The following is a 23,190-nucleotide window of genomic DNA, read 5'->3' on the forward strand; positions in this document are numbered from 1 at the left end:
CCTCTCGCGCATGGCTTGTCTATGTCGTCTGTCGTTGACAATTCGCAATTCTTCAGATCGGAGACAGAAAAAGCTCCAAGCTCCCAGAATAATAAATACCGTTTACATCTCCGAGTGAGGGTTTCCCAGAAATGATCAAAGGATCTTCGCTGTTTGCTTCAATGAAGTGTCCGGAAACTGACCTGTTCAAAGGATCAGTTATATACAGCCCGTTCCCGTTCTGAGCCAGTGCGGATGTAGTCCATGGGTTGCTGTTAAAATGGAGAGATGACCCATCCGAAGTGATGACGTCTCCCGGAAGAGCCTTGAAATAGCGGGTCGCAGAGAACGTTATGGGTGCCGCAGAAGAAAGAGTAGCTTTCAAGATCCACTCATACCCGGACGGTGGGTTTCCGACATTGATGGTCATGGATCTATCCGATGTATAATAATTTTTGTACATATTTGAAGTCGCCCCGTCTCCCTTTACAGCTGGGATCAGCATACGGATATTTCCGAGATCCAACCGTCTCGTAATATTGAATGCCAGACTATCGGCATATTTCTTGCTGACGACCTGATTGTCCGCGGTCGGATCCGTCGCGATCGGCACCGTCGGAAAGGCGGCAAAATCCTTCACGCCCGCAATGGCTTGGTTGCCGGTCAGGGACACCTTGGTGTCCGCATAGGCCTTGTTGGCCACCGCGGTCGAGGTGGTGCCCATCGCCGGGATATAGGTTGCCGGGGGCAGGTTCACCGTTCCCGTTCCCGTCAGCGTGCCGGTGAAGGTTTTCGTCCCGGCCACCGTTTGGGCACCGGTGGTGTTCACTGTCGGCAGCGTGATCGCAGCGGAACCGTCAAAGGCCACGCCATTGATATTCGCCGCCGCCGCCAATTTCGTCGCGGTGGCCGCATTGCCGGTGATCGAACCCACGATCGGCGAGGAGAAGGTTTTCACCCCGGCCACCGTTTGGGCACCGGTGGTGTTCACCGTCGGCAGCGTGATCGCAGCGGAACCGTCAAAGGCCACCCCATTGATGGCGCTCGGCGCCACCAGCTTCGTTGCCGTCGCCGCGTTGCCGGTGATCGAGCCTACGATCGGCGAGGAGAAGGCTTTCACCCCGGCCACCGTTTGGGCACCGGTGGTGTTCACCGTCGGCAGCGCGATCGCAGCGGAACCATCGAAGGCCACGCCATTGATATTCGCCGCCGCCGCCAGTTTCGTCGCGGTTGCCGCATTGCCGGTGATCGAACCCACGATCGGCGCCGAGAAGGTCTTCACCCCCGAAAGCGTCTGATCGCCCGAGGTGCGCACCACCGAGCCATCCACCGCAAAGGTGGTGCCGACGAGCGACAGCCCGGAGCCTGCGGTATAGGTGGTGCCTTCTGCGCTCGCGACCTGCGCATCGACATAGGCTTTCGAGGCCACCTGGCCCGCCACGGTCGGTGCCGTGATCGGGATGACCGGGATATCGCTGAAGGTCTTCACCCCTGCCACCGCCTGAGCACCGGTGGTATTCACCGTCGGCAGCGTGATCGCAGCAGAACCGTCGAAGGCCACGCCGTTGATGGTTTTCGCCGCCGCCAGCTTCGTTGCCGTCGCCGCATTGCCGGTGATCGAGCCCGCGATCGGCGCGGAGAAGGTCTTTACGCCGGCCAGCGTCTGATCGCCCGTCGTGCGCACCACCGTGCCGTTCACTGCGAAAGTGGTGCCCGCAAGAGACAGGCCGTCTCCCGCGGCATAGGTGGTGCCGACCGCGCCCGCAACTTGGGCGTCGACATAGGCCTTCGAGGCCACCTGGCCCGCAAGCGTCGGGGCCGCGGTCGGGACCGTCGGCAGGGACGAGAAGTTTTTCACACCCGCCAGCGTCTGATTGCCCGAGGTGCGCACGACGGTCGGATCCACCGACACCGTGATCCCGCCGCCGAGCGTGCCCGAAGCGGTAATCCCCGATCCCGCGGTGATCGTTCTGTTTGCGAGATTGGTCACACGGGTGTCGAGGGTCGAAACATCGCCTTGCAGCGTGGTCACGTCGCTCCGCAACGAGACGACATTGCCTTGCAGGGTCGTCACCGAGGCGGTGAGCGCGGTCACATCGCCCTCGAGCACGGTCACCCGTCCAGCGAGCCCGTCGGTCAGATTGTCGACATAGGCCTTGTTGACGGCATCATTCGCATCATCAGGGGTGCTTGTAACATTGACCTCGCCACCGAAGGTGACAGCACCGGTGAAGCCCTTGGCCCCGGTGATCGGCGTGCCGCCGATGATCTGGTTCGTACCCATCGTGACATAGCTGCCGCCCGCAGCCGAGATCGCGTTGTCGACGTAGAGCTTGTTCGCCGCCCCCATGTCGCCGGTGGGCGTTCGCACCGCGACGGAACCGGTGAAGCTCTTGTCGCCACTCACGCTCTGGTTCGTCGTCAGGGTGACCAGATCGTCGATCGCATCGTCGACATAGGCCTTGTTAGTGACATCGCGCGTCGAGGCCGGCACCTTCGTCACCTGCACGTCGTCGGAAAACAGCACCGGCCCATCGAAGGTTTTCGCACTGGTGATGGTCTGAGGCATGCCCGATTTCGTGACATAGTCGGACAGGTCGGGCTCCGGCGGCGTATAGGCGCCGAACATGTCCTCGACATATTGCACGTTGACGCCGGCGCCCGGGTCGCTGCCATCCGGGGTGAGAATGCCGGAGATCCCGAACCCGGCCATGTTCAGGCCCTGGGTGGCGATGTGATCGCCAAGGTTGTCGCCGCCTCCAGTCGTCGTGTCGGCCAGATAGCCGACCGTGCTCTGGATCACGCCTGAACTCTCCTCTGTCACCTCACCGGCCCGATCAATCCGAAACTGCGCCGCGGCCGGGGAAAGACCGAACAGAAGGGCGATGACGGAGACCGAAAGCAGATGGCGCGCGACGCCGGTCAGCCCCGACCGAGCCCGATCTCCTTCGGGGGCGATGCGAGAGAGTTGTGTCGTCATATTGCGCGCCATGATTACGCCTCGTCTACTGGGGACCATTTTCTCCATTGTAATCACGCGAACGAAAGCAACCAAACAAGATGAGACGGAAATTCACATGAAACGGCGAAATAAGTCGAATTTGCCGCCAATCTCGGAAAAACAATTTCGCAAAACTGTTGATTTAGGCATCTTCAGGCGGCACAATGCTGCGCGTTGAATATCATTTCGGAAAAGATATCATATTTTATTTCCAGATGACCGGAGATCACACATTGAAAATCCGGATTTTCAGATTTTCACCATGCCGACAAAGTCTGTTGCGTTTTGTCGTGTCAACCGCCGGACAGGCCGTGACGGCGATCTACGAGCCGCGCGAATATATCCGCTGTCCATGGCGTTCCAGATCAAGGCGCGGGGCGGCAGACTGTGCTGTCATGGAGCCAATTGCTCCGGAGGCCCGCATGGACACGCTGCCGATCCTCGTTCCGCCCGCCCTGAACCTGGTGAGTGCGATCGCCGTGGGCGCGCTCATCGGCACCGAGCGCGAGCGGCGCAAGGGCGAGGGACCGGCGCGCTCGCCTGCGGGGTTGCGCACTTTCGCCATCGCCTCGACCGCCGGGGCGGTGGCCTTCAGTCTGGGCGGGGCGGTGCTTCTGGCCGTCGTCGCGGCCTCGGTCGCGGGGCTGCTGGCCGTGTCTTACGGCAAGCGGCCGCATCAGGACCCGGGGCTGACCACGGAAATCGTGCTGCTGCTGACGGTGCTGCTGGGCGGGCTCTGCATCCCCGCGCCGCAGATGGCGGCGGCGATCGCCGTCACGGTGACGGTGCTGCTGCATCTCAAGGCGTGGCTGCACACCTTGGTCACGACGCTGATTTCAAAGGATGAACTCGACGATGCGCTGATCTTTGCCGCGGCGACGCTGGTCATCCTGCCGCTGGTGCCGGATCGGCCGATGGGGCCTTGGCTCGCGCTGAATCCGCATTCCTTGGGCATCGTGATCGTGCTGGTGATGGCGATCGGCGCGGCGGGCTATCTGGCGGTGCGGGTCTTCGGGGCGAGGTTCGGGCTGCCGCTGTCGGGGGCGCTCTCGGGGTTCGTCTCCAGCACCGCGACGATCGGCGCGATGGGGGCGCGGGCGCTGCAATCGCCCGAGATGCGTGCCGCCTGCGTCGCGGCGGCGGTGCTCTCGACCGTGGCGACGGTGCTGCAGATGGCGCTGGTGCTGGCGGCGGTCAGCCTGCCGACGCTGCGCCAGCTGATCCTGCCGCTGGTCTTTGCCGGTTTCACCGCCGTGGCCTACGGAGTGGTGCTGACGCTGGCGGCGATGCGCCATCCCGCGCCCGAGACGCCCGGTCCCGGCAGCGCCTTCAGCCTGAAGACGGCGCTGATCTTCGGCACCGTGCTGGCGCTGGTGCTGATCCTCGCGGCCGGGTTGCAGGCAAATTTCGGGGGTTCCGGCGTGCTTCTTGCCGCGACGGTGGCGGGGCTGGTCGACACCCATGCCTCGGCGATCTCGGTGGCGACGCTGGTCGCTGCAGGCAAGGTTGCGCCCGAGGCGGCGGCGGTGCCGATCCTCGCCGGGCTGAGCGCGAACACGGCGACGAAGATCCTGGTCGCCACCATCAGCGGCGGGCGCAGCTTTGCCCTGCGCGTCGTGCCGGGGCTGGTTCTGGTCATCCTGGCGGCTTGGGCGGGCAGTTTGCTCATGTGATCGGAAGGGGCCGCAACCACGTGGCACAATCGTCTGAAGCGTTCAGAGGAGGCGATTGAATTGTTCTGATCGCGTCCCCACCTTGCGTCCGTGAACCTATCGAGGGCGGGCAAGGTCATGATCAATCTACCTGAAAGTCAGAAAGCTGCGATCTCTGCCATCAACGCCGACCTTCTCCGCGGGTCAATCGAGAGAGAAATCGAGCGCCGCGGGGCAGGCGCCCTGAGCGAGTATTCGCTTTGGCAATGCGGGGAGTTCATTGAAGGCAAGCGACAGATTTTTGCAAAAGCCCTTGATACCTTTCGTCAAGCCAAGTCGCAGGCGAAAACAGAGCGGACCGAGAGAGAGGCGCGCAAGGCTGGAGATGACATCCTTTACGCCGTCAGCATGATGAAGGCACGGGTCCTCGAGGAAGAGCGTGATGCGCTTCTGTTTGTCGTCGATGACTACGTCGGGCGACCGCTCATCAATCGCGACGAGCTGAAGGTTGGTATCGGCTATCGTTGGCGGGCCTCCGCAGAGGATGAATGGAAGTTCGGCCATATCACTTTCCTGCACAAATCGACGCCATGGCCGCACCTTGGTTCGCAAACCTCCCCTAGGAAGGTCAGCAAAGCCCAGCAGGCGCGTGAAAATGAGAATAGGCTGGAGAAGGAGTGGGATGATATGGTGCTGAATGCCCTCTGTTCCGTCCGCGACTTCTTCAGGGCGGGGGGCGATGGCAAGGATATTCCCGCCGAGTTTCGGGCCATCCCGAGCCGGTTTGGCTGCGGGCTTGACAATCACAGCCTGAAATTCTGGGGCGACCGGTACAAATCTCAACCGTAAGGCGTATGGCCGCGTCTATGGCCTTCGGAGCGCCTATCCGCTTCCACCGAACGGGTGGCGGCCGAGCCGAGTTGAAAACCTCATCTTCGAAGCACTTTGGCGGAGATGCTTGACGGGGGGCACAGAATCGGCACCCTGTCCCCATGATCCCGAGATGTCGTCGACGCGCGACCTCGGACCTGCCTGTGAAACACCATGACCGCACACAAGTCACCGCACGAGTTCGTCGGCATCGGTCTCTATACGATCGATGAGGCCGCGAAGCTCCTCAAGTCGCCCACCCGGACCGTCCGGCGGTGGCTGCTCGGTCATGACTTCAAGGCGAGAAATGGCGAGACGCGGCATTCTCCTCCTCTTTGGGCCACGGATCTTCCTCATGCCGATGGGGCGGCCGAGCTGAGCTTCCGCGATCTCGTCGAACTTCGCTTCGTGCGCGCCTTCGTCGAGATGGGGCTCGATATCCGAATTGTCCGGTCCTGCCTTGAGACCGCTCGCGAATGCATCCAGTCGGATCGACCATTCTCGTCCGGCCGCTTCCGCACCGATGGCAAGCGGATCTTTCTGCAAAGTCTCGAACAGGATGACACGCCCGTCCTGATCGACCTGAAGCGGAAGCAATTCGTGTTTCATCAGATCGTCGAGCGCACCTTCAAGGATCTCGATCTCGAGGATGACATCGTCACCCGCTGGCGCCCGTTCCATGGCAGGGCCAGCATCGTCGTCGATCCGAAGCGCGCCTTCGGTCAGCCGATCGCGGCAGAATCCGGCGTGCCGACGATCGTTTTGGCGGAAGCCGTCGTCGCCGAGGGCTCTGTGACGCGGGTGGCCGCCCTTTACGAGGTGGATCGTGCGGCCGTTCAGGATGCGGTGACCTTCCACAAGGAGCTCGCAGCCGCTTGAGGATGATGCTCGACGAAAATCTTCCCCCGGCGATGGCCAAGGCTTTGGCCGCCCTTTTCGTCAACGAGCACCAGATCATCCACCTTCGCGATCGCTTCGGCTCCGGGGTGACGGACATCGCATGGATGACGGAACTTGCACGGGATGGTGCATGGGTCATCCTCTCCGCCGATCGCAGGATATCGAAAAACCGCTCGGAAAAGCGCGTGTTTACCGAGTCCCGGTTGATCGGGTTTTTCTTTGCGCCGAGCCTTCAAAAGGCGCCCACGTTGAAGAAGATGGAGCGCCTCATGGCGGTCTGGGACACGATCGAGAAGCAAGTGCCTCTGGTGCGCGGCGGGTCCATGTTTGAAATTCCGGGCAAAGGCAACCTCCTGCAGCCGATTGCGTGATGGCGCTCGCAAGTAGGCGTGGATGCCGGCCGACAGCAAACCCGATAGTCATGCCGGAAGCGGCGCAAGGCGTCAGGAAGTCCTCGGAAACGGGTTTTCCACATTTTTCGATTGGCCGCCTGAAATCAGTGCCACGCTCTGCCTGGACTTTTTCATGAGCATCCATGAGACTGCATGAAAGAAGATTTGCGATAGCCCACAGCCTGAGCCCAGGATATTGTGGGGCAACGAGCAGGACACGCGCATGGACCAGACCCAGACCAACAGCTTCCGCTTCATTGACCTCTTCGCGGGGATCGGCGGCCTGCGCCGCGGCTTCGACGCGATCGGCGGGCAGTGCGTGTTCACCAGCGAGCTGAACAAATACTCGCAGATGACCTACCGGGCGAATTTCGGCGAGGATCACGAGATTGCCGGGGACATCACCAAGGTCGACGCGGCCGACATCCCGGAGCATGATCTTCTTCTGGCCGGGTTTCCCTGCCAGCCGTTTTCGCTGGCGGGTGTCAGCAAGAAGAACTCGCTGGGCCGTGCGCACGGATTCGCCGACGAGACGCAGGGCACCTTGTTCTTCGACGTCGTCCGCATCCTGCGTCACCACAAGCCGAAGGCCTTCCTGCTCGAGAACGTCAAGAACCTGCTGAGCCATGATCGTGGCAACACGATGCGCGTCATCCTGCACGCCCTCGACGAGCTCGGCTACGAGGTCGACCACAAGGTGATCGACGCGCGGTCATGGGTGCCGCAGCATCGCGAGCGGATTTTCATCGCCGGCTTCCGTCGTGACCACAAGACGACCTTCTCCTTCAACGACGTCTCGATCCCGGCCGGGCCCAATCCGACGCTGTCGTCGATCCTGCACCCCGAGGACGGCTCCGAGGCGCCCGACGCCCATTTCACCGTCGGCCCGGAGGCCAAGGTGAGCGACCGTTACACGCTGACCGACGGCCTTTGGTCCTATCTGCAACGCTATGCCGCGAAACATCGCGCCGCCGGCAACGGCTTCGGTTTCGGCCTCGTCGGTCCGGACAGCGTGGCGCGCACCCTGAGCGCCCGCTACCATAAGGACGGGTCGGAAATCCTGGTGGCGCAGCCCGGCAAGAACCCGCGGCGCCTGACGCCCCGCGAATGCGCGCGACTGATGGGTTTCGACCGCCCCGGCTCGAACGATCCGTGGAAAATCCCGGTGAGCGACACCCAGGCCTATCGCCAGTTCGGCAATGCCGTGGCGGCGCCCGTGTCGGTTGCCATTGCCGAGGCGATGGCGCCTTGGCTGGGCAACGTGATCGCGATCAGGGGCAGAAGGAACAAGATTGCCTGAAAAGAAAGCTCCCCTTTCGCGGTCCGAGATGATGGCGCGGGTCCAGTCCAAGGACACCAAGCCGGAGATGGTGCTGCGAAGGGGGCTGCATGCGGCGGGTTTCCGCTTTCGCCTTCATGCGCGCGATCTGCCGGGGTCTCCCGATCTGGTTTTTTCGAAATACCGGAGTGCGATTTTTGTTCATGGCTGTTTCTGGCACGGTCACGAGGGATGCGCCAATTTCCGCATTCCGACCACGCGCCGAGAATTCTGGACCGAAAAGATTTTCCGGAACCGCGAACGTGATCTCTCCGCGCGCGAAAGTCTTGAACGGTCTGGCTGGCGGGTGCTGGTCGTCTGGGAATGCGCGACAAGGTCGATTTCTGTGGATTGTCTTGTCCGGACTGTCGCAGCATGGTTGCAAGGCATTGAAGCAGGTGCAGAATTGACATCGAGCGGCCTCTCCTGAGGCGATCCGGAATTTGCGCGCAGGCGCGGGACAGCAAGGAATTGGAAGAATGAGCGACCTTATCAATAATCCCAATGCCGCCCGGCTGATCTACGGCCTGCGCGACACCGGCTATAACGTCAAGACCGCCGCCGCCGACATCATCGACAACTCCATCGCGGCGGGCGCCACAGAGATCAACATCGACGTCCAGATGCTCACGGGCGGGCGCAAGATCGTCAGCTTCGGGGACAACGGGCACGGCATGGATGCGGCCGGGATCAGGGATGCCATGCGCTATGGCGCGAACAAGCGGCCGGACCCGAAAAGTCTCGGCAAGTTCGGACTGGGGCTCAAGACGGCGTCGACTTCGGTGTGCAAACGTTTCAGCGTGATCTCGCGGAAGAGCCCGGATGCAGATCTCGCCAAGTATACATGGGACCTTGAGCATGTCGCGGCGCAGAATGCCTGGGAAATGCTGGCCCCGCCCGTGACAGCCGACGAGATCGACCTCTTCGAAGATCTGTGCGGCCCGACCGGAACTCTCGTCGTCTGGGAGAACTGCGACCGGATCCTCTCCAAGGATTACATGGACGAGACGAAGGAAAAAGCGGCACTCAAGCGCATGACGGAGGCTCTGAGCCGACATGTTTCGCTCGTCTTCCATCGGTTTCTCGATGTGACCGACAAACGTGAAAAAGACGTCGTGATCCGCATCGACGGCACGCCCGCGAAGCCCTGGAACCCCTTCTATCCGCAACGGTCCGAACAGGTTCTCGCGGCCAACAAGCAAAAGCTGATCGTCGAGCTTCCTGACGGGAGCGAGGAGACGGCGGGCATCAAGGCATGGATCCTCCCGCACCGGCGCGACATGGAGAAAGACGAAGAGGCGGAATTCGCCCGGATCACCAACCGGGCCCAAGGGTTCTACGTTTATCGGGAAGGGCGTCTCATCCAGGACGGCGGCTGGATGGATGTCTTCGGCCCGCCCGAACCGCACACGTCCCTGTTGCGGATCGAGTTCGACTTCGGCCACGAGCTGGACGACGCCTTCAGCATCGACGTCAAGAAATCCCGGATACTCTTCCACCCCGATCTTGGCGACGGGCTTGAGAAATTCCTTTCTCCGATCCGTCGAGAGGCAGAGGCGCGGTATCGGCGCATCTCCCGCGAGGATGCGAACAAGAAGAACACGGTTGACCATTCCAGCGCGAACAAGAACATCGCGAATACGCCCAACACCGCCAAACCGCAGGTTGCGGGCGTCGATGTGGCCACGCAGACCGCCGAGGTGAACAACAACCGTGGCGTGAAGATCAGGATCAAGGCCCCGATCCAGAACGATGTCAGCCCGGACTCGATCCACGTCGAGGCGGTGACCACCATCACCAATGGGCATCTCTGGGAACCGGCCTATCGCAGCCCAGGCGCATCGGGACACGTTCCGGGCGTGATCCTGAACAAGCATCACGACTTTTACCAGAAGATCTACCAGCGCGCCGCCGCGAACGGCTATGCGGTGGAGGGGATGGACCTGCTCCTTTACGCCTTCGCGATGGCCGAGCAGAACAATACCGATCCGGAACTGGAGCCGGTGTTCGAGGACATTCGCGAGGAGATTTCCTCCAACCTTCGGAAATTGCTGCGCAACATGCCGGATCCGGAACCTTCGGAGCTGACAGAGGCCGACGAGGATTGAGATGCTTTCGGCCCAGCAGGAACTCATCCGGAAAGAACTGGAGAACGGCACAGGCGCCGCGATCGGGATGCGGGTGGACCCGACCGGAACGCGGACACGGCTGAGCATCTGGTTTTCCGATCTCGACGAACGGCACGGCCCGGTCGCCGAACTGCGCCCTGTCGGCCTTAAGGGTTACCAGGTGACGCTGGGCTTCGGAACATTCGCCGGCGATGTCGTCCGGCAAATCCGCGCGGCGAGCGACGAGGACGTCCGCCTCGCACAGGCTCTGCTGGGGTCGATCCCCTCGTCGATCGAACTCGATCTGGGCGGGCAGGATGTCACCTCCTGGCGGGTGGAGACGGGTCAGACGAAGGTGATCGCCACCGCCCGGAGGTTGCCGCAGGAGCCGGAAGCCGCGCTGACAGCCATGTGCAAGGACGCGATCGTCCCCATGATGGCGGCCATGGCCGAACTGATCGGCTATGACGTGATCGAGGCCGAGGACGAGGCGGAAGGGGAGTTCGAGGGGGCAATCCTGCTCTCGACCGTGCGGCGGCGGGAGCGCAACCCGCGAAACCGTCTGCTGTGTATCCGCCTGCATGGGGAAAAGTGCGCCTGCTGTGGCTTCGAGCCGCGCCAGGCCTATGGTGCGGCGGGGGGCATCATCGAGGTGCATCACCTCGAGGCGCTGTCCTTGCTGTCCGCCCCTCGGCCCTACAATCCGGCGACCGATCTCGTTCCGCTTTGCCCGAACTGTCACCGCGCAGTTCATACCCGTCGCCCCGCGCCATATTCCCTCGAGGAGATCCGGCGGCTGCTCGGTCTTGGCGATGCGCGGGAGGTGAACGGATGATCGACCTCGCGGCCCAACCACCCTCGTTCGAGGCGATGGCGACATCGGTTCCCGACGGCTTTTCCGTCTCGGAGCGCATCCTTGAGCCGGTGATCCTCATCGGGCGTGAGGATGGGCGCATTCAGGTCCGCCTCGGCGGGCGTCGCGTCGTGCGCGGCGAAGAAAAAGTGTTCGTGGCACCATCGCCCGGCCATGCTTGGGTTGCAGATGGCAACGTGTTGCGGCCGATCCCTGCCGACGCTCCGGCTTTGCTGTCCCGAATGCTCGGGGGGGAGCCTGCGGAGAACATCAGCTATCCGACGGCGATCCGTCTGCTTCGTGCCTGCTCCGACGAGATCGCCGTCCAAGCTGCCCCGGACGTGTTGCATGCAGGCAAGCTCGCCGCGGAGGAGCTGAGCGCGGAGGTCGACATTCCGGGGCTCCACGCCGATCTTTTCCCCTATCAGGCGCGCGGCGTGCAATGGATGTGGGAAACCGTGAACCGGACGGGCGGCCTCATTCTCGCCGACGAGATGGGGCTGGGCAAGACCTTGCAAATCATCGCCCTTCTGCTTCTTGACCCGCCCGAAAAGACCGCGCCGGCCCTGATCGTCTGCCCCACCAGCCTGATCGCCAACTGGGTCCGGGAGTTTCAAAAGTTCGCCCCCGGGATCAGCATCATGGTGCATCGCGGGGCGCACCGGGCCGGGATCTATCGCGACCTTCAGGTGGCGAGCGTCGTGATCACCACCTACGAGACGATGGTCAACGACGTCTCGATCTTTTCCTCTTTCGAATGGTCTTGGGTGATCTGCGACGAGGCGCAGGCGATCAAGAACCCGCATTCGAACCGCCGCAAGGCGATCGTCACCATCCCGCGGCGCCACTCGATCCCGATGACCGGAACGCCGGTGGAGAACACGCTGCTCGACCTCTGGTCGTTGGCCGACTTCGCAATTCCCGGGATGCTGGGTGACCGCACGGTATTCGAGGCTGAATTCCCGGACACCGTCGAGGCCGGCAAGGCGCTCGGTGCGCTGACGGATCCCGTGATCCTGAAGCGGCGCGTGCGCGATGTCGCCGCGGACCTGCCGGAGCGGATCGATATCGACCTGCCCGTCGAACTCGATGACCGCCTCGCGCGGCACTATGACGATGTGCGCGAGGCGACACTCCAGAAATATCCGGTCGCCGGTGCCCTCGTGGCCACGCTTCAGCTTCAACTCGTCTGTGCGCACCCGTGGCTCCGGGTTCCTGACGCCGAGACCGCCGATTGGGACGATGTGAAAATCGTCACCCACGACGAATTGCCCCTGATCACCCCCAAGATGGAAAGGGTGATCGATCTGCTGCGCGAGGCGTTCCAGAACGGGCGCAAGGTCATCGTCTTTGCCCTGTTCAACCGGATCGGCGATCTGCTGCGGCAAGCCTGCAAGGACTTCACCGGTGTCCATTGGGGGGCGATCAACGGATCGACGCCGCAACAGGAGCGCCAGGCGATCGTCGACGCCTTCACCGAATTCGACGGCGCGGCCTGTCTCGTGCTGAACCCCAAGGCGGCGGGCGCCGGGCTGAACATCACGGCGGCCACGGTGGTGATCCACTTCACCCCCGTATGGAACCCGGCACTGGAAGCGCAGGCGAGCGCCCGCGCGCATCGGCGGGGGCAGACGGAACCGGTCACGATCTACCGGCTGTTCTACAAGAACACGGTCGAGGAGGTGATGCTCGAACGGTCCGCATGGAAAAGCGATCTGGCAAACGAAACCGTGCCCGTGTCGAGCCGTGACGCGGACGACCTGAAACGGGCACTCGAAATATCTCCGGTGAGGACATGAGCACGCAGACCTTCATCAAGACCCTCAGCGCCAATGACGTGGGCACCACAGGCGGCCACATGGGCGGCATTCTCGTCCCGCGGGGCGATGGGCAGTTGCTCGCCTTTCTGCCGCCTCTCGATCCCGGTGTCCTGAATCCGGACGCCTGGATCAATTGCGTGACGCCCGATGGCGAGGTGCTCCGCCTGCGGTTCGTCTATTACAACAACCGGCTTCACGCGCCGACAGGAACCCGGAACGAATACCGGATCACCTATCTGACGAAGTTCCTGAGGGATGCTGGCGCCAAGGAAGGCGACACCTTCGAGATCTCGAAAGACGACGATGCCGGTACCTACCGCATCCGGGTGATCTCGCGCGAGGCGGCGATGCCCGAGCCGACAGACGATGATGGCCCGGTCCGGATCAGGCTCACGACGGGATGGCGTCGCGTCCACTGACGCGCCGCCATCCCGCAATCTTCAGTGAACGCGTGATCCGCCGGAGATCCGGATCCGTGGCGTTTCCTCGATGTCGAAATACCCCTCAGCCCTTGCACGCCCAAGAATTTCGACCGCGCCAACGCATTGCCTCTCCGAGGGAAGCCGACGGTCCTGCTGGGCGCATGCCTTCAGGATACCGTCGTCCTTGAGCGAAAACTGACGGTTCGGCGCCGCCCATTGCCGGAGCCGTTCCCAAAAGGCGCCACCGTGTTCGATGACCTTCGCTTGCGCCTCGATGCCGGAGACCATCGCAGCCTCGCGGCGGCCGTCTCGCTGAGCCGCATTCGCATCTTGGGGCTCTACGAGGCAATCGTCAAAGTTTTCGGCATGGTCGACCTCAAGCCGCATCACCGCGGCCCAACAAGCCTGCTTTTTCGCCCATTCGGTTATGTTGCGGATCCCGCTCTCCGGCACGGTGATCACGCTGGCAGCGGCTTCGCATGACGCAAGCAGAGCTGCCATCATGACATCCGGAACCTGTTGAGCATTCCAGACCGAGTCCAGATCGAGCAGTTTTCCTTTTTCGTCAGCATCCTGAACCATCTTGGCGATGCCATAGGTCACGATGTTCGCCCGATAGCCACCAGGATACCATTCCTGCTTGGGAATGGCGCGTTCGAGCGCACGGAAGATGATCACCTTGGCCACGAGGCGTTTGAACCATGTTTCGTCGTATTTGCGATCGCTGGCGGACCATGCCTCACCGATGTCCGAGGCGAATGCGGCGAAGTTTTTCTGGGCACCCTTGCTGACCGTGTCCGGTTTCATCCGGAACGACAGTTCGACCTTCGCGAGATCGGTCTTGCTGAACAACTGGGATTTCGGATGCTCGTTGTCGAAGCGTCGGCGATCGGCGGTGCCGAGTTTGTTGCGCTCGACCTGATATTGCCCCCGGGCGCGCTCATAGAACCAGCGCGTCTGCCGACTGGCGCCCTGCGCCGGTGGCGCGAACACCCGACGCGAATATCCCTCCATCCGCATGTGGAACGGATGGTTCGAGAAGAAATCCGCGGCGCTCACCTTGTTCTGGCTGTTGGCGAACTTGGAAATGTTTGGCACCACCTGCTCCGACGCCTCCGCAGGAACCACTGTCAGCTTCATCTGGACATGGATATTCGCCAAGGCATCCGGGCTGTGTTTCCGCGCTGCGTGAAGCGATGCCGTCGTCTGGCCGCCGTTCACAATCTGAAGGTTTTTCGCCGAAAGGATCCGCACCCCGGCCCCGTCCACCACGGTTTCGACGCTGTCGGCCGTTGCAGAGAGACCGTTGTTGTAGCTGAAAAACATCTCGGGCTCGCCCTTGATCGTGTCGCGGATCCCCTCGTTGACCGATTTTCGTCGCGCCTGGATGAAGCTCCGGATGTTGGATTCAAGCAGCCTTGCCCCCCATTTGTCATAGAGATCCGCGAGCTGTCGGCCGTTGATCACTGCGAGATAGGCAGGCAAGGCGGTTTCCGGACCCGAAGCGGCCAATGCCGGGAGCGCGCCGCCGAAGTCATCGGCGAAGTTCACGACAATCTTTTCCTTCGAGCACGTGGTTTAGACCCGATGCAAACGGCCCAGGTCCCAGATGTTGTAGGTCACCGGAATGTCGTCGATTTTACCCGCAAGCACCGCGTCGGTGCGGGCATTGTAGGCGCCGTTCGTGACCAGGATGAGCTTCACCTTGGACACGGCGGGCCACGCCTCGGCGATCATCGTCGCCGTCCCGAATTCAGGGGTTCCGAGAGGCAATTGGTCCCTGAACTCGCGCCGACGGCAGGCCGCCACGAAGTTGATGAGGTGACCGAAGAGCTTTTTCACGTCCGCGGCGTTCACGCTGACGGGGGCGTCGTCTTCGAAAAGCTCACAGACCACGACACTGAGGATGCCTTCGGCATCACGCGGATCCCCGCCATGTCCGTCGATGCGCAATGTCTTGCCCGATGCGGCTCCCCGGTACTTGATCCGATCTGATGTCTCGAGTTCACCCTCCGCTTCCAGCGTCGAACACATGCGTTCGAACGCGAGATCCTGCGCATCAAGCCCGGAAACCGCACTCTCCTCGCGGATATCGGCAAGAAGTTCCTGGTTGAATTCGTTCAGGTGTTCCAATCGTGTCTCCGTTGGGCGTCATCAAAATCCGGAAAGCGCGTCGATCTCCGTAAATCGAAGTATTTGCATTGTCGCCATCGAATGCAAACCAAACTACTCCGAAAGATGTGGACAACCGGTCGTTGACTGGGAGACGGCCAACGGTGGTGCAAGGATTACTGCCCCTGACGTTGATCTTGGCATCGTAGACATGGCCAACTCCAAGCCGACATTGGCGCGGTCAACAGCCAAGGTCTGGTTAACCCACCAAGACCAATCCAAAAGTGAGAGTGGAGTGCAGCAGAGTTATTTAGAAGGTTGCTTATTGAATAACGGCGCATCTTCGGCCAATATCATTTCGGGCGGCTCCTTTATTACTTTATCCTCATTTCGGTTATTAAACTGTTGCGCAAATTCCTCATCCGTCCATTCACCATCGCCGTAATCGGGTACATCCATCACTTCTAAACCGTGACCTTCGAAATTCCTAATTCCAAACAACGGCCCAACATAGGGAAATTGTGGCGCAAAATAAGTTCGCACAAAGGGGTGTAGCTCAAAATCCTTAGCTACAAACGTGCTTCCTTTTGTCCCGCTTATAAACCAAGGGCGAATGCCCCAAGTTCCAAATTGACAGTCAATGATTTTGCGCATATGGAGAACCGCACTGATCGAATCCTTCCGCAATGTTTCATAGGTACTTTTATTAAAGTGAATGGACCGGTGACGAAGTACTTTAAGCTCCCTGAACTCTTTTGCCACTTCAGGCAGGAGAATGCCCCAAGCCTCCAATGTGGATATTGGCGCGTCCCAGTTATCAAATGAGTTCTTTCGATAGACTTTTTGATACTCGGCAGTATTTTGAAACATTGGGCGCATGTCGATAATAAGATGGTTGAGTATCCTCTCACCTAAGGCACACGCTCCCACCAATGACGGGTAAAAGTGCCCCATCACATAAGCTGAACGCACCTGCGCGAAAAACTCATTGTGATATGAAATTATTGACATTGGCTTCGTATCAATCTCAATAAATCTTTCGCTCTTTTCGATAATTTCATTTTCGCCAAATTCGTAAGCAAGGCCTTTCATTATAGCTGCATGATTTCTCATCCAAGTTTCTTTTACTTCGGGCTCCCAGTGATCTTCAATTTTGGTCCCCAAGAGTGCAGCACGAGTATCGAAGTCACCGTGCGTGCAAAGAAGTCGTCGCCGACCTGAATCAGGGATAAGGGATTTGAACTCCTCAAACTTCAGGCCTTTTGGAGCTTGATAAATTGTAGGTCGAGTCAGCGTAAAAACGGTCATGCTTCACGCTACAACATATCTTTCGTAAGTTCATCACAAAAGCTCAATCTGCCAGATTGAATTGTACGCTGCCTAGCCAAGATTTTGTACTTAGATGTCATTGATCCTAAGCGCAGCGAAGGTCCGCCCTCCGCGAAGGCGACGGCCAGAACCACGCGCTCAGCCCAGAGCCGCCGATAGTGCGCCTTGAATGCTACGCGGCGTTGATCCCCGAAACGGCCATTCGTGCTAAGCGCAGAGCAAGGGCGGGTTGGCCGCACAAGATGCGGTGCCGGACATATCGTGTCCACCGTCAGCCAAAGTCAATATCAATGTCACATGGCGAGATCATATTTCTCTCCTGCGGCAACTTTCTTGAAGAGACTAACAGCATCGTGAGACCATTTTCGGGCTACACTGGTCGCCTTTGTTCCAGTCTTGATCCGGCATTGATAGCGATTGTCACTTGACCGAAGGTCTATTCCCTTTTCCTCCCTAACCCGATGGATCAGTTTATTCAGGGCTTGCCAGTTGGGAAGACCGACGCGCTGCGCAAGTTGGCTGATCGTCAATGGATGAGAAAAATTTGGGTTACTCACTGCCGTTATCCCTAATAGAGTTGGCAGGAAGTCCTTCTCGTCTGCCACCTTTTCGAGCGTCTCGTAGTTAACTTCGACTGCCCCTGACGGGATGTCATGGCGAACAAGCTTCATAGTGCGAGCAGCAAGCGCCCGGACCAGCTTAGGGTTGATCGACTTTAGGGCGGACTGGCTCTTCAATGCTCTAAATATCCAGTCGAATTCGTTCGTGTGAATAGCGCGAATACGATATTCCTTGCCGTCGACGGCAAAAATTGCCTGATCAGGCGGGTGCCTTTCGATCCTATCAGGTCTCCAGACAATCTGATAAACGTTGGGGATCAGCCCATCCTCTCCTGCAACAAGTTCTCCAATGTCTCTGAGGATGGACTTCACGTTAGGATCACCCAATCCGTATCCCATGATGAACACGGGGTGCTCCGCGAAGTAGGTCAGAAGTTTAGCGGAAACATATTTTTTCTTTTCAGACCATTCGTCGTAATCTGCACGAGTGAGAACAATCGAGGGAGGATTTGAGACATCTCCGTGAATATGGAATATCTCGCCAAAGCTATTGGTGTTGTATCGAAGAATCGTTTGCCCGCTGACGGGTTCATATCCATCAAACACCTGCTCTAAGAACATGTCATAGTTCGTGGTTATGATTGCGTGAGGCTTTATTTCAGCGAAAGCAGCCAGCTCATCCTCAAGATCTCCGCCGGTGACATCTTTAGTTCTTGGGGTTACCGTTTGGATGTGTCCGCATACCATGTGCTTAAGGAAGATGTCCTTATTCACTCTGGATGAATAGTATTCCGGCGGAAAGTGGTTCCTCCCCTCTTTCCACGCCCATTCGAAGGCCATCTCCGCCAAAACAGACCCGATTGCAACCATGTCATCATCCAGCTTTTGCCTCCAGTACTCATATGCGTCCGCTCCTGCTGGGAGCTTTTCAAACATGGCCTGAAGAAGCTCCGACCAACTTGGGTATCCAAAGTAACGCCGTGAAATACCGCTGCCGATGAACAGGATGGGCTGACACTCGAATTCAAGTAATAGATCCCTGATGGCCGCGTCCGCCTTTAATTTATACGATGTCTCTTGATCCAAATTTATTTCCTCAGCTTCTCAACTCGAGCGGGCGATTAGGTGGATTTTCGTGCATACAATAAGAGAAATCGCACAGATTAGCGACTTCGCTTCTTTCACTCTACGAAGAAGTCTCGATGGCATCAAGGTAGATCCGCTTAGTCATGTTGCTCTGATTGGTCTTGATTGGCGGCCTACGCATCAGCACCTCAGTCGGTTCCGGCCCCGGGGTTCATGCGGGAATAGATGGTGATCGTGATCAATCAGCTGTCATCCTTGGGGAGCTTGTTCGGAGGAAACTCCACATACCGCCGCTTGCCAGGCTTGCCCTTGACCGGAAACCCGACCCTGAGCGGCCCATTCTGTCCACCGAGTGCCCGTGCGAAATGCGCATTCTCTTTCTGCAGATCCGCGGCTGATATCTCGCCTCTGGCAAGACGGTCTTCATCTCTCGCGCGCGCCTCGGCTTTTTGCCTTGCGCGGTCCTCAAATGAAAATGCCATTCCGTCCTCCACTGGGTTTATCATAATCTCTCCAATGCGTTGCGGCGCCCGTCAGTGCTGCCGCGGCCCCGCCTCAAGCGTCTCGGCACGCGCGATCATCCTCATCACGGTGCGCAGCGAGATCGGCTGGACGGGTCCCGCGCTCGCCTCGATGGCCTCAACGATCACCTCGATGCCGACGTCGGAAAGGCCACGCCGCGCGCCTTGGCGGCGGGCAAAGCCGGTCAGGTCCCGCGTTGTCAGGTGCGGCAGCCGGATCGGCGGGCAGCGGCTCAAGAGCGGCTCCGGCAAGGGGCGCGTCGCGTTGACGGTCATCACCCATGACACCTGTCCCAAGTCAAATGGCACTTGAAAATACGGGCAAGTCCAATGACTTGCGGTTGCAGGCTCCAACAGCGGCAACAGTCCGCCGCACAGATCATAGGACCCGCCATTCGTCCCTGTCACACGACCGGCCTTTTCGAGTTCATCGATCACGACGATCGGGTTGCCAACCCTCTCCTGAAGGATCAGCTGGAGCAGCCGCCCGGGTCCTGCGGTGGCCCAGCCGCGCTGGCAGCCGAGAACTCCGAAGCTGGCGTTCTCGACCGTCGCTTCGACTGACATCGACGGCATGCGCAGCGCGGCAGCCAGATGACGTGCCCAAGTCGATTTGCCGATCCCGGGCGGCCCGTCGAGCAGGAGCGGCGGCAAGCGGATACCCGGCCAGCCTTCGCGCACCGATTTCCGCAACGCGTGCCAGACAACTTCGGTCGCGGGTGCCATCCAAGGATACTCCGCATGCAATTCTGCCGCGATCTCGTCGGCGCGGTGCTCCGACGGGAGGCGGATCAGATTGACACCGTCGCGCAGGGCCGCAAGCCGGTCCCGATCTTCTTTGCGCAAGTGAGCGAGCCCCGAGGCGGCCTCGCGGCGCTCGATCAACCGCTTTGCTCGGCGCGCAATCTTGCGGCAATCCGCGTCCTCCAATTTGATGATAATGTCCACCTCTGGGCCCGTGGGGCGGGGCGGATCCTCGTCCCGGATTGCGTCCAACTCGACGTGGATCATCGCCCGCCGAAGGTTCTTGAGGTGCTCGGACAGGCGCAGTTCGATCGATTTCTGAGTCTGGTCCGACGGATATTTGACCAGCAATATCTTGTGGCGGAGCATGGGATTTCCTTTTCAGGCAAAGCCTTACCGGGGGCCGGGAAAATCCCGACCCGCCTTGAAGGGCATTTTGGGGGGCTCAGGCGATGACCGGCTTGCGCGGGGCGTTGACCGCGATGCCGCGCCAATCGACCCCGGCAAAGAGGGCGTCGAACTGTACCTGGTTCAGCATCATCGGCCCGGACTGGGCCTTGGGCCAGACGAAGCGCTTGCCGTCGAGGCGCTTCATCGTCAGCACCAGCCCGGTGCCATCCCAGACGATCATCTTCAGCTTGTCGGCGCGCCGCGACCGGAACACCCAGATCGCCCCGTCGAACGGGTCGAGCTGGAACTGGCTCGCGACATGCGCCACCAGCCCGTCCATACCCTTGCGAAAATCGATCGGCTCGGTGGCGAGGTAGATGCGGTAGCTCGGGGTGTGGTAACTCATTGCGAGGCCCTCACCGCACGCAGGATCTCGGCCAGCTGCTCGGCCGGAAAATCACCACCGACCGATATCTCGGCGTCGCCAATCCGGATCTGACAGGCCGCCGTATCCGGGGTGCCCGTCTGCCTCGTGGCGCGCACCGGTTCCGAGGGCGCCATCACCTCGACGAATTGCGGCGCATTGCGCTCCGACGCACTCTTGCCTTGCGGCCTTCCCCGGCGCGGCAGCTCGGGCAATTCGGCGCGCACCCATTTCGCGACCAGGGACTCGTTGGCCCCGATCTCCTTGGCGACGGTGACGATCTTGGTGCCGGCCTCGATCTTCTTCACCGCCATCGCCTTGAGCTCATCGGGCCAGATCCGACGCCCGTTGTCGGCGGTGATCACCGGGATTCCCCAGACCACCACATCGCCGCCCTCCTTCTCGTCCAACATCTCGACCTCCTTCGAACAGAGAGAGGGCGATCATCGCAAAACCCTTATTTCATTGGAACATGGGGTATATGCACCGCTTACGCACGACCTGCTCCCTACCGACTGATCGCCGCAGAGTGACCCCGCAGCAGCGTCGATTCTAGGCGGGGTTGCGGCTGTTCGGTATCGTCGCGGGGCTAGCGGGCATCAGGCGTCTGCTCGCCCGGCTCTCCGAGGGCGCTGCACGGGGTCAGAAGGCACCCCGAAGCTTGAACTGCCCGACGACCTGATTGCTGAGGTACTGGGTGGCGAACGCGCCAACGATCAGGGCAATCCCAAGGTCGCCGTGCCCTGCCGCCGACCGTGACTGCGTGATGATCTGATTACCCGCCGCCGTCGTCTGCGTCGTGAATGATGCCAAATCCTGCTCGATCTCTGCCCGCAACGGCAGGTCATGGGCGAAGCGGATTTCCCCGGCAGCGAACAGGACAGCGAGGTTCTCGATCATGAAGGTCTTGCCCGCGTTGACGTAGCGCCCCTTCCGCGTCCAATCCTGCCCACCCGTCATCTGCACGGCCTTGTGGTCGATGTTCTGATCCCAGAGCATGTCCGACACGACGCGACCGATAGAAGTGCCGTCGATTGCCAATTCCGATTTGCCGCCGAACGGCGGCGCGTTGGTAAGGCGGATCAGATGATCCACGACCGCGACGTAGGACACGCCCCGGAAGCGGTCGGCATAGACGACGGTGCGCTTGCGCGGGCCGACGATGACCGCGCCGTCATCCACAATGGGCAGCGCCTCGTCCTTGATCACCACCACGGCGGAATAGTCGTTCGCCTGCCCCAAGTCGGCGGCAATCTGAAAGCGGCTGTAACCCGTCACGCGCGGGATGGCCGGGTCTTGGTTCGTCTCGTTCACAACCCGCCCGTCAGGCAGATAGATCAGGTCGAGTTTGGGGATCACATGCGCGGACATACAGCGCCCTCCTGCGGATTAGTGGCCTGCTCGATGGCCGAAAGATCGAAGTAGCTGGTGCCGTCGGCCAAGAATTCCCCCAACACCTCTTGTCGGAAGCGCGTGGCCGAAAGCTGCTGCCGCAGCCGTTCGACACGGGAGGCAAGCCGGGGGATTGACGTGCCGGGCACAGTGATGCGGTGGATGCCGTCATTCGGCTTGCGGTCGAGGAACAGGCGGGCGAAGAAGTTATTTCGCCCTGCGGGCGTCGAGGCATACACGACGGTTCCGTTATCGGTCAGCATGGGCAGCAAGGCGGTGATGATGGATTCATCGTCCTGAATCCAAGCCGCTTCATCGACCAGCAAGCGCGAAGCCGTGTAACCCCGGATCGTCGCGCCCGACGCGGGCACGGCGATGAACCGCCCACCCGTGTTGCACTCGATCTCGGATTGCGTCCCGCGTTCCACGATCAGGTCAGTGGCGCGAAGGTAGAGCTGCACCTTACGCGTCAGTTCGCGCACCTGCCGCTCTGCGGGGCACAGGGCAATCGTCGTGCCGCCCGCCTGCAACTCCCGCACCCCCATCGCGGCAAGGGTCGAGGATTTGCCCGCCTGACGGCAGATGTTGAGGGCGAGAGTCGATGCCGTCGAGGTCAGCGCCTCGACCTGATACCACTCGGCCTCGGTCGCAGAAGGCACCTCCTGACGCAGGAAGTGCAGCATCTGCGCGCCGGGGTCGAGGTCGCGTTCGACCTGTTCGCACCATTGCCGGAAGCCATCAAATGCCAACGCCCGCATCCTCCCGCGTGACCGAAAGGACGTGATGGCGCATCCGCCGAAGGAGCGGTTCGCGGGCGGCAGGCACCTCGTCGCAGACTTCTTGCAGGATGGTGCGCAGTGTCACCCATTCCTTCGCCTCGGCCAGCGTGACGTTGACGGTCAGGGCGGTGGCGAGCTTGCCCTGCATGGTGGCAATGTCGCGCAACACCTTGCGCAGCCCCTCCATCGCAGCCAGGGCGAAAGCGTCGTCCTCGTTCGCCTCGGCCTTCGTGATCAGCTTTTCCACCCGACGAGCCAGAGACTCGTAGGTAGTGGCGACGTCCATCCGATCCTGATTGATCACCTCGGTTTCCGCCTCGACCTGACGGATGCGCTGCTCCGCCATGATCGAACGGCGCATTTCCTCGGTGATCTTGCTGTCGCGGTAGCGTTGAATGGTCGTGTAATCGACGCCGATCCGCTTCGCGATCTCGGTCAGGGTGCGCCGCCCAAGCACAATGTCTTTGATGATCTCCTGCTTGTCGGGGCGCATGTCGATGACCGCGCGCCGACCGCTGTTCTTGTTGCCGCCCTGCAT

General features: G+C 60.6%; 22 protein-coding genes. 10 read left to right on the forward strand and 12 right to left on the reverse strand.

Features of this window, described 5'->3' with window-relative positions:
- Window positions 1-52 precede the first annotated feature (52 nt).
- On the reverse strand, window positions 53-2,971 hold the full coding sequence (locus tag LY44_RS06685; RefSeq protein WP_111395985.1) for a beta strand repeat-containing protein: 2,919 nt from the start codon (window positions 2,969-2,971) through the stop codon (window positions 53-55).
- Between the two features lie 431 nt (window positions 2,972-3,402).
- Between LY44_RS06685 and LY44_RS06690 the strand changes: the two genes are divergently transcribed.
- The 10 genes from LY44_RS06690 (at window position 3,403) to LY44_RS06735 (ending at window position 13,312) form a co-directional block, all read left to right on the forward strand.
- Window positions 3,403-4,653, forward strand: a complete 1,251-nt coding sequence (locus LY44_RS06690; protein WP_055209630.1) for an MgtC/SapB family protein — start codon at window positions 3,403-3,405, stop codon at window positions 4,651-4,653.
- A 117-nt stretch (window positions 4,654-4,770) separates the two neighbouring features.
- Entirely contained in the window at window positions 4,771-5,481 is a 711-nt protein-coding gene (locus tag LY44_RS06695; protein ID WP_055209629.1) for a hypothetical protein, read from the forward strand.
- Between the two features lie 195 nt (window positions 5,482-5,676).
- Complete coding sequence (locus LY44_RS06700; RefSeq protein ID WP_055209628.1) at window positions 5,677-6,381, forward strand: hypothetical protein; 705 nt, start codon at window positions 5,677-5,679, stop codon at window positions 6,379-6,381.
- 2 nt (window positions 6,382-6,383) lie between these two features.
- A complete protein-coding gene (locus tag LY44_RS06705; RefSeq protein ID WP_223230730.1) occupies window positions 6,384-6,773 on the forward strand; it encodes a PIN-like domain-containing protein in 390 nt (129 codons plus the stop codon).
- Window positions 6,774-7,017: 244 nt separating this feature from the next.
- Window positions 7,018-8,094: a DNA (cytosine-5-)-methyltransferase gene (gene dcm / locus LY44_RS06710; protein ID WP_081024441.1), complete on the forward strand. Its 1,077-nt coding sequence runs from the start codon at window positions 7,018-7,020 to the stop codon at window positions 8,092-8,094.
- Window positions 8,087-8,542: a very short patch repair endonuclease gene (locus LY44_RS06715; protein ID WP_081024438.1), complete on the forward strand. Its 456-nt coding sequence runs from the start codon at window positions 8,087-8,089 to the stop codon at window positions 8,540-8,542. The genes dcm and LY44_RS06715 overlap by 8 nt, the downstream gene beginning before the upstream one ends.
- Before the next feature lie 49 nt (window positions 8,543-8,591).
- Window positions 8,592-10,220, forward strand: coding sequence for an ATP-binding protein (locus LY44_RS06720; protein ID WP_055209625.1), 1,629 nt, complete (start codon window positions 8,592-8,594; stop codon window positions 10,218-10,220).
- A gap of 1 nt (window position 10,221) precedes the next feature.
- Window positions 10,222-11,055, forward strand: coding sequence for an HNH endonuclease (locus LY44_RS06725; protein ID WP_055209624.1), 834 nt, complete (start codon window positions 10,222-10,224; stop codon window positions 11,053-11,055).
- Window positions 11,052-12,872, forward strand: coding sequence for a DEAD/DEAH box helicase (locus LY44_RS06730; protein ID WP_055209623.1), 1,821 nt, complete (start codon window positions 11,052-11,054; stop codon window positions 12,870-12,872). Before LY44_RS06725 ends, LY44_RS06730 begins: the two co-directional genes overlap by 4 nt.
- Window positions 12,869-13,312 (forward strand): EcoRII N-terminal effector-binding domain-containing protein, encoded by a 444-nt coding sequence (locus LY44_RS06735; protein ID WP_055209622.1) that lies wholly within the window; start codon window positions 12,869-12,871, stop codon window positions 13,310-13,312. Before LY44_RS06730 ends, LY44_RS06735 begins: the two co-directional genes overlap by 4 nt.
- Before the next feature lie 21 nt (window positions 13,313-13,333).
- Here the strand turns inward: LY44_RS06735 and LY44_RS06740 are convergent, their stop codons facing one another.
- The 11 genes from LY44_RS06740 to LY44_RS06780 form a co-directional block, all read right to left on the reverse strand.
- Window positions 13,334-14,866 carry an AIPR family protein gene (locus LY44_RS06740; protein ID WP_055209621.1) on the reverse strand — a complete coding sequence of 511 codons (1,533 nt, stop codon included), beginning with the start codon at window positions 14,864-14,866 and terminating at the stop codon, window positions 13,334-13,336.
- Window positions 14,867-14,893: 27 nt separating this feature from the next.
- Window positions 14,894-15,448 (reverse strand): hypothetical protein, encoded by a 555-nt coding sequence (locus tag LY44_RS18140; protein WP_055209620.1) that lies wholly within the window; start codon window positions 15,446-15,448, stop codon window positions 14,894-14,896.
- 285 nt (window positions 15,449-15,733) lie between these two features.
- Window positions 15,734-16,735 (reverse strand): hypothetical protein, encoded by a 1,002-nt coding sequence (locus LY44_RS17645; protein WP_146707216.1) that lies wholly within the window; start codon window positions 16,733-16,735, stop codon window positions 15,734-15,736.
- A gap of 314 nt (window positions 16,736-17,049) precedes the next feature.
- The gene (locus LY44_RS06745; RefSeq protein ID WP_055209619.1) at window positions 17,050-18,402 is read right to left on the reverse strand and encodes an SIR2 family NAD-dependent protein deacylase; all 1,353 of its coding nucleotides are present in this window, start codon (window positions 18,400-18,402) and stop codon (window positions 17,050-17,052) included.
- A gap of 242 nt (window positions 18,403-18,644) precedes the next feature.
- Complete coding sequence (locus tag LY44_RS06750) at window positions 18,645-18,884, reverse strand: hypothetical protein (RefSeq protein ID WP_162491419.1); 240 nt, start codon at window positions 18,882-18,884, stop codon at window positions 18,645-18,647.
- A 51-nt stretch (window positions 18,885-18,935) separates the two neighbouring features.
- Entirely contained in the window at window positions 18,936-20,036 is a 1,101-nt protein-coding gene (locus tag LY44_RS06755; RefSeq protein WP_055209618.1) for an AAA family ATPase, read from the reverse strand.
- Window positions 20,037-20,112: 76 nt separating this feature from the next.
- Window positions 20,113-20,463 (reverse strand): IS66 family insertion sequence element accessory protein TnpB, encoded by a 351-nt coding sequence (tnpB, locus tag LY44_RS06760; protein WP_055209617.1) that lies wholly within the window; start codon window positions 20,461-20,463, stop codon window positions 20,113-20,115.
- Window positions 20,460-20,894, reverse strand: coding sequence for a transposase (locus tag LY44_RS06765; RefSeq protein ID WP_055209616.1), 435 nt, complete (start codon window positions 20,892-20,894; stop codon window positions 20,460-20,462). The genes tnpB and LY44_RS06765 overlap by 4 nt, the downstream gene beginning before the upstream one ends.
- Window positions 20,895-21,123: 229 nt before the next feature.
- Window positions 21,124-21,852, reverse strand: a complete 729-nt coding sequence (locus LY44_RS06770) for a hypothetical protein (protein WP_055209615.1) — start codon at window positions 21,850-21,852, stop codon at window positions 21,124-21,126.
- A complete protein-coding gene (locus LY44_RS06775; RefSeq protein ID WP_223230731.1) occupies window positions 21,837-22,622 on the reverse strand; it encodes a terminase large subunit domain-containing protein in 786 nt (261 codons plus the stop codon). Before LY44_RS06775 ends, LY44_RS06770 begins: the two co-directional genes overlap by 16 nt.
- A complete protein-coding gene (locus LY44_RS06780) occupies window positions 22,612-23,190 on the reverse strand; it encodes a hypothetical protein (RefSeq protein WP_055209613.1) in 579 nt (192 codons plus the stop codon). Before LY44_RS06780 ends, LY44_RS06775 begins: the two co-directional genes overlap by 11 nt.

The organism is Rhodobacter capsulatus (assembly GCF_003254295.1).
In the GTDB taxonomy this organism is placed as follows: domain Bacteria; phylum Pseudomonadota; class Alphaproteobacteria; order Rhodobacterales; family Rhodobacteraceae; genus Rhodobacter; species Rhodobacter capsulatus.

Excerpts from the sequence above, each read along its gene's own strand:
- LY44_RS06685 (WP_111395985.1), bottom strand. The coding sequence starts at position 2,971 with ATGGCGCGCAATATGACGACACAACTCTCTCGCATCGCCCCCGAAGGA.
- LY44_RS06690 (WP_055209630.1), top strand. The coding sequence starts at position 3,403 with ATGGACACGCTGCCGATCCTCGTTCCGCCCGCCCTGAACCTGGTGAGT.
- LY44_RS06695 (WP_055209629.1), top strand. The coding sequence starts at position 4,771 with ATGATCAATCTACCTGAAAGTCAGAAAGCTGCGATCTCTGCCATCAAC.
- LY44_RS06700 (WP_055209628.1), top strand. The coding sequence starts at position 5,677 with ATGACCGCACACAAGTCACCGCACGAGTTCGTCGGCATCGGTCTCTAT.
- LY44_RS06705 (WP_223230730.1), top strand. The coding sequence starts at position 6,384 with ATGATGCTCGACGAAAATCTTCCCCCGGCGATGGCCAAGGCTTTGGCC.
- dcm (WP_081024441.1), top strand. The coding sequence starts at position 7,018 with ATGGACCAGACCCAGACCAACAGCTTCCGCTTCATTGACCTCTTCGCG.
- LY44_RS06720 (WP_055209625.1), top strand. The coding sequence starts at position 8,592 with ATGAGCGACCTTATCAATAATCCCAATGCCGCCCGGCTGATCTACGGC.
- LY44_RS06725 (WP_055209624.1), top strand. The coding sequence starts at position 10,222 with ATGCTTTCGGCCCAGCAGGAACTCATCCGGAAAGAACTGGAGAACGGC.
- LY44_RS06730 (WP_055209623.1), top strand. The coding sequence starts at position 11,052 with ATGATCGACCTCGCGGCCCAACCACCCTCGTTCGAGGCGATGGCGACA.
- LY44_RS06735 (WP_055209622.1), top strand. The coding sequence starts at position 12,869 with ATGAGCACGCAGACCTTCATCAAGACCCTCAGCGCCAATGACGTGGGC.
- LY44_RS17645 (WP_146707216.1), bottom strand. The coding sequence starts at position 16,735 with ATGACCGTTTTTACGCTGACTCGACCTACAATTTATCAAGCTCCAAAA.
- LY44_RS06750 (WP_162491419.1), bottom strand. The coding sequence starts at position 18,884 with ATGGCATTTTCATTTGAGGACCGCGCAAGGCAAAAAGCCGAGGCGCGC.
- LY44_RS06755 (WP_055209618.1), bottom strand. The coding sequence starts at position 20,036 with ATGCTCCGCCACAAGATATTGCTGGTCAAATATCCGTCGGACCAGACT.
- tnpB (WP_055209617.1), bottom strand. The coding sequence starts at position 20,463 with ATGAGTTACCACACCCCGAGCTACCGCATCTACCTCGCCACCGAGCCG.
- LY44_RS06765 (WP_055209616.1), bottom strand. The coding sequence starts at position 20,894 with ATGTTGGACGAGAAGGAGGGCGGCGATGTGGTGGTCTGGGGAATCCCG.
- LY44_RS06770 (WP_055209615.1), bottom strand. The coding sequence starts at position 21,852 with ATGTCCGCGCATGTGATCCCCAAACTCGACCTGATCTATCTGCCTGAC.
- LY44_RS06780 (WP_055209613.1), bottom strand. The coding sequence starts at position 23,190 with ATGCAGGGCGGCAACAAGAACAGCGGTCGGCGCGCGGTCATCGACATG.